This is a genomic window from Bowmanella dokdonensis, from assembly GCF_017254865.1.
GTDB lineage: Bacteria > Pseudomonadota > Gammaproteobacteria > Enterobacterales > Alteromonadaceae > Bowmanella > Bowmanella dokdonensis.
On the sequence record NZ_JAFKCV010000005.1, the window covers coordinates 314,170 to 322,188 of the forward strand.

The 8,019-nt window shown below is 51.8% G+C and carries 10 protein-coding genes and 1 rRNA gene; 8 read left to right on the forward strand and 3 right to left on the reverse strand.

Going from position 1 to position 8,019, the window contains the following annotated elements:
• Positions 1-16: 16 nt before the first annotated feature.
• Positions 17-526 (reverse strand): peptide deformylase, encoded by a 510-nt coding sequence (gene def, locus J0A66_RS11730; RefSeq protein ID WP_206574000.1) that lies wholly within the window; start codon positions 524-526, stop codon positions 17-19.
• Positions 527-764: 238 nt separating this feature from the next.
• On the opposite strand from def, the gene J0A66_RS11735 reads away from it, so the two are divergent.
• The 6 genes from J0A66_RS11735 (at position 765) to hemF (ending at position 5,630) form a co-directional block, all read left to right on the forward strand.
• Positions 765-1,829, forward strand: coding sequence for a LysM peptidoglycan-binding domain-containing protein (locus J0A66_RS11735; protein ID WP_206574001.1), 1,065 nt, complete (start codon positions 765-767; stop codon positions 1,827-1,829).
• Between the two features lie 37 nt (positions 1,830-1,866).
• Positions 1,867-2,979, forward strand: coding sequence for a DNA-processing protein DprA (dprA, locus tag J0A66_RS11740; RefSeq protein ID WP_206574002.1), 1,113 nt, complete (start codon positions 1,867-1,869; stop codon positions 2,977-2,979).
• Position 2,980: 1 nt separating this feature from the next.
• Entirely contained in the window at positions 2,981-3,457 is a 477-nt protein-coding gene (locus J0A66_RS11745) for a DUF494 family protein (RefSeq protein ID WP_206574003.1), read from the forward strand.
• A 60-nt stretch (positions 3,458-3,517) separates the two neighbouring features.
• Positions 3,518-4,069 (forward strand): DNA topoisomerase family protein, encoded by a 552-nt coding sequence (locus J0A66_RS11750; protein ID WP_206574004.1) that lies wholly within the window; start codon positions 3,518-3,520, stop codon positions 4,067-4,069.
• 69 nt (positions 4,070-4,138) lie between these two features.
• The gene (tsaC, locus tag J0A66_RS11755; protein ID WP_206574005.1) at positions 4,139-4,696 is read left to right on the forward strand and encodes an L-threonylcarbamoyladenylate synthase type 1 TsaC; all 558 of its coding nucleotides are present in this window, start codon (positions 4,139-4,141) and stop codon (positions 4,694-4,696) included.
• Positions 4,697-4,706: 10 nt separating this feature from the next.
• Positions 4,707-5,630: an oxygen-dependent coproporphyrinogen oxidase gene (gene hemF / locus J0A66_RS11760; RefSeq protein WP_206574006.1), complete on the forward strand. Its 924-nt coding sequence runs from the start codon at positions 4,707-4,709 to the stop codon at positions 5,628-5,630.
• Here hemF and J0A66_RS11765 read toward each other — a convergent pair.
• On the reverse strand, positions 5,594-6,061 hold the full coding sequence (locus tag J0A66_RS11765; protein WP_241264149.1) for a group II truncated hemoglobin: 468 nt from the start codon (positions 6,059-6,061) through the stop codon (positions 5,594-5,596). The two genes, hemF and J0A66_RS11765, sit on opposite strands and share 37 nt — an antisense overlap.
• Here J0A66_RS11765 and aroE point away from each other — a divergent pair.
• Positions 6,060-6,875, forward strand: a complete 816-nt coding sequence (gene aroE, locus J0A66_RS11770; protein WP_206574007.1) for a shikimate dehydrogenase — start codon at positions 6,060-6,062, stop codon at positions 6,873-6,875. The two genes, J0A66_RS11765 and aroE, sit on opposite strands and share 2 nt — an antisense overlap.
• Here the strand turns inward: aroE and J0A66_RS11775 are convergent.
• The gene (locus tag J0A66_RS11775; RefSeq protein WP_206574008.1) at positions 6,872-7,405 is read right to left on the reverse strand and encodes a gamma carbonic anhydrase family protein; all 534 of its coding nucleotides are present in this window, start codon (positions 7,403-7,405) and stop codon (positions 6,872-6,874) included. The two genes, aroE and J0A66_RS11775, sit on opposite strands and share 4 nt — an antisense overlap.
• A gap of 369 nt (positions 7,406-7,774) precedes the next feature.
• Here J0A66_RS11775 and J0A66_RS11780 point away from each other — a divergent pair.
• A 16S ribosomal RNA gene (locus J0A66_RS11780) occupies positions 7,775-8,019 on the forward strand; the annotation flags it as partial.

The window sequence follows — 8,019 nt, forward strand, 5'->3', positions numbered from 1 at the left end:
GATTCAAGACTGGACCTCAGGCTTTTTCCAACAGACGGGCTTCTTTTTCCAGTTTCTTCCTGATTCGCTGGCGTTTGAGGGGGGAAAGATAATCAACAAACAGCACTCCTCGCAGGTGATCCAGCTCGTGCTGGATGCAGATGGCCAGCAGCCCTTCTGCATCAAGGGTGAACTCCTTACCGTTGCGATCCAGTGCCGTGACTTTGATTCTTTCGGCCCTCTCCACCTTGGCGTAGTTGCCCGGGACAGACAGACAACCTTCTTCGCTGATGGTGAGACCGTCTTTCTCGGTGATTTCCGGATTGATGAATACCAGCGGATGGTTCTGTTCTTCAGACACATCCATCACCACAATGCGTTGGTGGACATCGACCTGGGTAGCTGCCAGACCAATACCATTCTCTTCGCGCATGGTTTCGAACATATCATCCACCAGGCGGCGGACCTGATCATCGACTTCCGTTACCGGCCTGGCAACGGTTCTGAGGCGTTCGTCGGGGAAACGCAGAACTTCTAATTTGGCCATGTTTTCTTCAGCTACAATTGGTGGGTGATCCCAAGAATATTAAATCTCATACGAATTGCCGCAAAAGGCTATTTAATCCTTGGATTTACCAGCTATTCTAGCCCAATTGACAATAAAACATAATAACTTGTTCCCGTTCTGTTTCTGGGATCGCAGGCAGGGTGATGGGGCCGTTGCTCCAAGTGCTTGGGCACTATTTGAACATCGCAAGGGTAAAACATTGCCCGTTGGGGGAGATATGAAATTAACGTTTTCCAAGAAGTGGTTGTTGCTATGGCTGCTTCCGGCCTGGTGTATGGCGGTCCAGGTCAAACCTGATGCCCCCGGTACTTATGTGGTTAAAAAAGGGGATACCCTTTGGGATATCTCGTCCTTGTATCTGGAACAGCCCTGGCAGTGGCCTGAGCTGTGGCGGAACAATCCCACCATCAGTAACCCGCATCTGATTTTTCCCGGCGATGAACTGAGGCTGACAGTCAATGCCGATGGCGAGCCCGAGTTGTTGGTGAGCAGGGCCAAACCTCTGATCAAAATAAGCCCAACGGTTGAGCGCATGCAGAAGTCTGCAGAGCCTGTACCTGTTCTGCCCTGGTCAGTGATCGAGCCATATCTGGAGCATGGACTGGTCATGACAGAAGAAGCCTATCTTGGACTGCCCAAGCTATTGGGAGACTATGACGGCGGAATACGTTTTGCGGAAGGGGATCTGGTGCTGGGCCAGAATGATGCAGGCTTGGACGACATGATAGTGCTGCGTAAACAGAATGTACTGTATGACATGGACGATAACCCTCTGGGCGTGCAGGTCAGGCATGTGGCAGATGCCAGCCTGGTACCCACCGAAGAAGTGAGCATGCACCTGGTCAGGGTCAAGGCGTCTAATTTTGAGGCAACACAGGGAGACAGACTCGCTTCTGCAGACACCTTGCCGTTGGGGGAGGAGATTCGATTGACGCCCGCAGGACAGCAACGGGGCTTTGTTATAGGTAACCTGCGTGAGCACAATATGATGGGCAAGCTGGATGTGGTCGCTTTGGATCTGGGAGAATACCAGAACATGCAACCCGGGACGGTAATGGGCATCTATCAGCCAGGTCCAAGTATCAGCGCCCGGGATAAGCCCGAATATGTCGCCGGAACCACCTGGTTTTCCAAGGCGCTTGGTGAGGAGGAGGCGCTTACCGCTCCGCCGATGAAAATAGGCGAACTGGTGGTTTTCAAAGTGTTCGACAAAACCAGCTATGCACTGATTACCAAAGCCTCCAAAATGGTGACCAGAGGGGCCATTGTTGCGCACCCCTGAAGCGTAAACAGCCAGGGGTAAGGCTCAGGGGAGGAACATGTCAGCTAAGAACTCACTCAGGCAATGGCTGGCTTTGGAACAATTGCCAGGGTTGGGCAGCAAGTGTATGGCCAACCTGCTGGAGCGGACGGACCATAACCTGGTCAGCCTGTTTGATATGGACGACGCCAGGCTTCGGGACATGGGGCTCTCGGCGACGCAGATCCAGAGTCTGCGCCATCCCAATACTGACTGGATTGATGCTGCACTCCACTGGCAGAAATCAGAACCCCACCACTTTCTGCTCACTTTAGATCACCCGGATTATCCAGACCGGTTAAGGCAGATCGCCCGACCACCTCTGATTCTGTTTGCTAAGGGCGACCCCACTGTTTTGAACCTGTTGCAAATCGCCATTGTCGGTAGCCGGAACCCAAGCCCCGCTGGCCGCGACACCGCTCATAACCTGGCCAAAGCCCTGACCGAAAGGGGTATTGTGGTGACCAGCGGATTGGCATTGGGTATTGATGGGTGGGCCCACCGGGGGGCCCTGGCGGCGAAGGGAAGAACCATCGCCGTGCTGGGCACCGGACTGGATCACATTTATCCCAGGCGGCATGTGGATTTGGCTGATGAAATCATTACACAGGGCGGATGCCTGTTGTCGGAATTTGCCCCGCCAGTGGGGGCATTGCCTGAGCACTTTCCCCGGCGTAACCGTCTTATCAGCGGGCTGAGTGTTGGAACTCTGGTGGTGGAAGCGGCCCTTCGCAGCGGCTCCCTGATCACGGCCCGGTACGCCCTTGAGCAGGGACGTGAGGTATTTGCCGTCCCGGGCAGCATTAATAATCCGCTGGCAAAGGGGTGTCACCACCTCATCAGGCAGGGTGCTATACTGGTCGAAAAGGTAGAAGATATTCTCGATGAATTTCAGGAGTTTGCTTCAGAATCCCAGAGTATCCACGGTCCTGGAGAGGAAAAAAGTGCCGGGAATTGCTTGGCAAAGGATCCATTGTTAGATAGTGTAGAATTCGAAGTCACATCCATTGATGTGATTGCACAGCGCAGCGGCATGCCGGTGACACAAGTGCTTGCACAATTATTAGAATATGAGCTGCGTGGCCTGGTAACTGCCGTCCCCGGTGGTTACGTCAAATTGGGGGGAAAATAGTATGTTTGACATCCTCATGTATCTTTTCGAGAACTTCATCCATAGTGAAACCGAAATCCGTGTCGACCAGGACGAGTTGACCGATGAGCTTGTGCGTGCAGGTTTCCATCATGATGAAATATACAAGGCTTTGTCCTGGCTGGAAAAATTGGCTGCCTTGCAGGAATCCGATACAAACCCCTACCTGGCGAACATGTCCGCCATGCCAGTTACCCGTATCTTCACCCACGAGGAGGAGATGCGTCTGGATGTGGAATGCCGCGGATTTCTGATGTTTCTGGAGCAGATCAAGGTGCTGGATGCCAGTACCAGAGAGATGGTCATTGACAGGGTCATGGAAATCGACGCCATGGAATTTTGCCTGGAAGATCTCAAGTGGGTGGTGTTGATGGTCCTTTTCAATGTGCCAGGTAAGGAGAATGCCTATGCACAGATGGAAGACCTGTTGTTTGAGGAGCCGGAAGGCCCCTTACACTGACAAGCCGACCCAGACAACGCTTAGATATTAAGCGGGCTTTGAGTGTGACATAATGGCCTTATGTCCAAGATAGATCACTCCCTCTTCAAAGCCGATGAACATGCTCTGCAGCATGCCTATGGGGATTGTCCTCAATGTCAGGCTAAATTGCAGATTCGTTCAGGTAAAAGCGGTCCTTTTCTCGGCTGCAGTGGTTACCCCGATTGCCATTTCAGTAAACCTCTGCATGAATACCAGTACCAGGAAGTCAAAGTCATTGAGGGTTCCCGGTGCCCCCATTGCCAATCCTCCATGGCAGTTAAGAAGGGTCGTTACGGTCTGTTTATCGGCTGTACCAACTTCCCGGAATGTCACCATGTGGATAAGCTGGAGCAGCCTCAGGAAAGCAGCATTACCTGCCCGGCTTGTGAAAAAGGTCATCTGCAAAAACGTACCAACCGCTTTGGCAAGACCTTCTATGCCTGCGATCAGTATCCACAATGCCGTTATCTACTTAATCAGCCTCCTGTGCAGCACGCCTGCCCGGTCTGTAAGTGGCCCCTGATGATTAATAAAGGCGGTATAATGCAATGTCCGCAACGAGGCTGCCAACATAAGCTTTCCTCGGACTGAGAGGGCAGTTTGCACATCCCAGTCCATGCTTTATCATGCCGCCAGACCATAAAATAAGTAAGAGTTCTTATGTCTTTCAATTGGCAACCCGCGTTAAAAGAAGCGTTTCAACAGGGTGCTGTGCTGGCTTACCCTACAGAGGCCGTCTATGGCCTCGGGTGTGATCCGGATAACGAAGAAGCAGTCATGCAATTGCTGGCATTGAAGAATAGACCAGTGGAAAAAGGTCTTATACTGATAGCGAGTAATTACTCCCAGCTTCTGCCTTATGTTAAAGACAGTGCCATTCCAATGGACAGACGTACGGAAATCGTTTCCAGTTGGCCAGGTCCCTTTACCTGGCTGTTACCCAAATCCCTGGCCGCGCCGGATTGGATTACCGGTGGGTCCGATCTGGTTGCTGTAAGGGTATCGGCCCACCCGTTAGTGCGCGATTTATGTGATTTTTTTGGTAAGGCGCTGGTGTCCACCAGTGCCAATTTGGCGGGTGAGGAGCCAGCCCGCACTGCTCAGCAGGTCGAAGAGGCCTTTAGGGATCAGGTGCTGATTGTAGATGGGGCGGTGGGAGCGCATGCACAGCCTTCGCAGATTCGTCATGGCCTGACCGGTCAGCTAATCAGAGCGTAGTGGATTGAATATGTCAGAAATTAATCTGGATCGGGTTAAACAGTTCCTGTTGGGATTACAAAACAGCATCTGCCAGACCCTGGAGTTGGTGGACGGCAAAGGTAACTTTGCCGAGGATAACTGGCAGAGAAAGGAGGGCGGTGGGGGTCGTACTCGGGTGCTCCGAAAAGGTCAGGTTATCGAGCAGGGAGGGGTCAATTTCTCCCATGTCTATGGTACTCAGCTCCCGCCCTCAGCCACGGCTGCCCGACCAGAACTGGTGGGACGCAGCTTTCAGGCTATGGGGGTCTCGCTGGTTATTCATCCGCATAATCCCTTTGTCCCCACTTCCCACGCCAATGTTCGTTTTTTCGTTGCCGAAAAGGAAGGAGAACCGCCAGTGTGGTGGTTTGGGGGAGGATTCGATCTCACGCCATTCTACCCTTTTATGGAAGATGTGCAGCACTGGCACAAGGTGGCCAGGGATCTCTGCCAACCCTTTGGGGAAGAGGTCTATCCCAAATACAAGAAATGGTGTGATGAATACTTCTATATTAAGCACAGGGATGAAACCCGTGGTGTCGGTGGACTATTTTTCGATGATCTGAACGAGTGGGGATTCGAGAGAAGTTTTGCCTTTATGCAAGCCGTAGGTAACGGCTTTCTGGACGCCTATGTGCCGATAGTTGAAAGTCGCAAAGCCTTGCCATTTGGTGAACAGGAGCGGGATTTCCAGTTATACCGCCGTGGCCGCTATGTGGAATTCAACCTGGTCTATGACAGGGGCACTCTGTTTGGCCTGCAAAGTGGAGGACGGACCGAATCCATCCTGATGTCCATGCCCCCAATGGCAAGGTGGGAGTACGATTTCACACCTCTACCCGGTAGTCGTGAGGAACAGCTCTACCAACACTTTCTTCAGCCACGCAACTGGCTTTCAGAAATAGCCGAATGATTCTTCATATGGTGCGCCAGGGGCAGCAGATTCTGCCAGATGACCTGGCGCAGCTTCCTATCTTTGACACTTTGCTCTAAGGCCAGCTTCATACAATACAGCCATTGGTTGACCAACTGATCGTCTATCCTGGCATGCAGGTGGCGGGCCCTCAGCCTTGGATGTCCATACTTGCTTTCAAACAGAGGCGGTCCGCCTAACCAGCCCGTCATAAATTCATAAAACTTCTGTCGGGTCTGGGTTAAATCTTGTGGATGGATGGCGCGCAGCTCGGCCACATTGACCTCTTCCTCCATGATATCGTAGAAACGTTGGCACAGCTTTGCCGCCACCTTTTCCCCGCCAATCAATTCATACAGGCTGGATGGTTTGTCGTCAGTTCTTTTCTGCGTTAGTCTCGACAGCCAGTTCTTCATCTTCGTCAATGCCATGGATAAGTACGCACTTTTCGGTCATCCCGTCGCTCACAGCAAATCGCCCTATATTCATAAATTATTTGCCGAGCAGACAAATCAGTCTTTGCAATACGACGCAATCCTATCACCGCTGGACGCCTTTTCCGAAACAGTGCAGACCTTTTTCGCTCACGGAGGTAAAGGCGCCAATGTGACCCTGCCATTCAAAGAACAGGCTTTTGGACTGGTTGATGAGTGTTCTTCGTCAGCCGAGATGGCGGGTGCAGTGAATACCCTGATAATGAAGGACAACAGGTTACTGGGAGAGAATACTGATGGATCTGGCCTGGTTACCGATCTTATCTTTAATGGGATTGAGTTAAAAAATAGCAGGGTTCTTGTGCTGGGAGCCGGTGGGGCGGCTAAAGGCGCACTGCTACCGCTGTTGAAGAAAGAAACGGCTCTGATTCATGTGGCAAATCGCACGGAGAAAAAAGCGCTGGATCTTGCCAGACAGTTTTCCGCCTACGGGCAGGTATCCGCCAGCGGCTTGGTGGACGTCCCCCATGAGCCTTACGATCTGATTATCAATGCCTCGTCTGCCAGCCTGGCAGGGGAGGTCCCCTCCATCGACAGCCGGTTGCTTAACAACCGGATAGTTTGCTATGACATGCTGTATGGCAGGGAAGAAACGGCTTTCAATCGTTGGGCCAAAGAGCATGGTTCGGCCAGGCAACTGGACGGCCTCGGTATGTTGGTCGAGCAGGCGGCGTTGAGTTTTTCCCTATGGCGGGGGGTTATGCCTGACACAACCAGAGTGAGACAGGCATTGAGAGATTATCTGGCCTAGCCCTGAGCGAGGTAATCGTTTTTCAGCTCGACATAATTGAGGGCGGATTGTTTGAGAAAGGCCAGCTCGGCGTCGTTGAGTTTCCTGGCCTGTTTTGCGGGACTGCCCACATAAAGATAACCTGACAACAGTCGCTTGTTCGGTGGAATCAGGCTCCCAGCCCCAATAAACACATCATCTTCCACTATAACTCCATCCATGATCACAGCGCCCATGCCTACCAGGATGCGGTTGCCCAATATGCATCCATGCAACATGCATTTGTGGCCTATGGTCACATCATCGCCAATCAATAGGGGATGGCCATCAGGGTTGGATTCCGATTTACGGGTAACGTGTAATACTGTGCCATCCTGTATATTGGTCCTGTCACCAATACGGATATGGTTAACGTCCCCGCGGGCTGCAACAAAGGGCCAGATGCTAGAATCGTCCCCCAGTGTTACATCGCCCTTAACAATCGCGCTGTCTTCTATATAGCAATCTATGCCCAGGCGGGGATACTTGTCTTTGTAATAAGCTAAATTCATTGGTCGGCTTTCCTCTTCTGCTTACATAGAATACTAGCAAAAACGACGGTTTAATGCGCCAGATGGCTAATAAGCCATCAAACAACAAAAAAACCGAAAAAAGCGGTTGATCAAAATTCTCCACTCTGTAGAATGCGCGCCACTTCGAGAGACATCGGCAACGACAAATCCGAAGGGTGACAAAAACAAATTACTAAATAAATTTGCTTGACATCACCAAAGGATAGCGTAGAATTCGCGTCCCGCTTGAGAGAGGCCCAGGCCGACTCGGGCAGCCCAAGAGGCAGTGTTCTTTAACAATTAGCAACGAGACAATCTGTGTGGACACTCGTTAAAAGAGTGTCGGCAAAAGATATATTCATGATTTATTAATTGAAGAGTTTGATCATGGCTCAGATTGAACGCTGGCGGCAGGCCTAACACATGCAAGTCGAGCGGTAGCACAGGGGAGCTTGCTCCCTGGGTGACGAGCGGCGGACGGGTGAGTAATGCTTGGGAATCTGCCTTTGCGAGGGGGACAACAGTTGGAAACGACTGCTAATACCGCATAATGTCTTCGGACCAAAGGGGGCTTTCGGGCTCTCGCGCAAAGAGGGGCCCAAGTGAGATTAGCT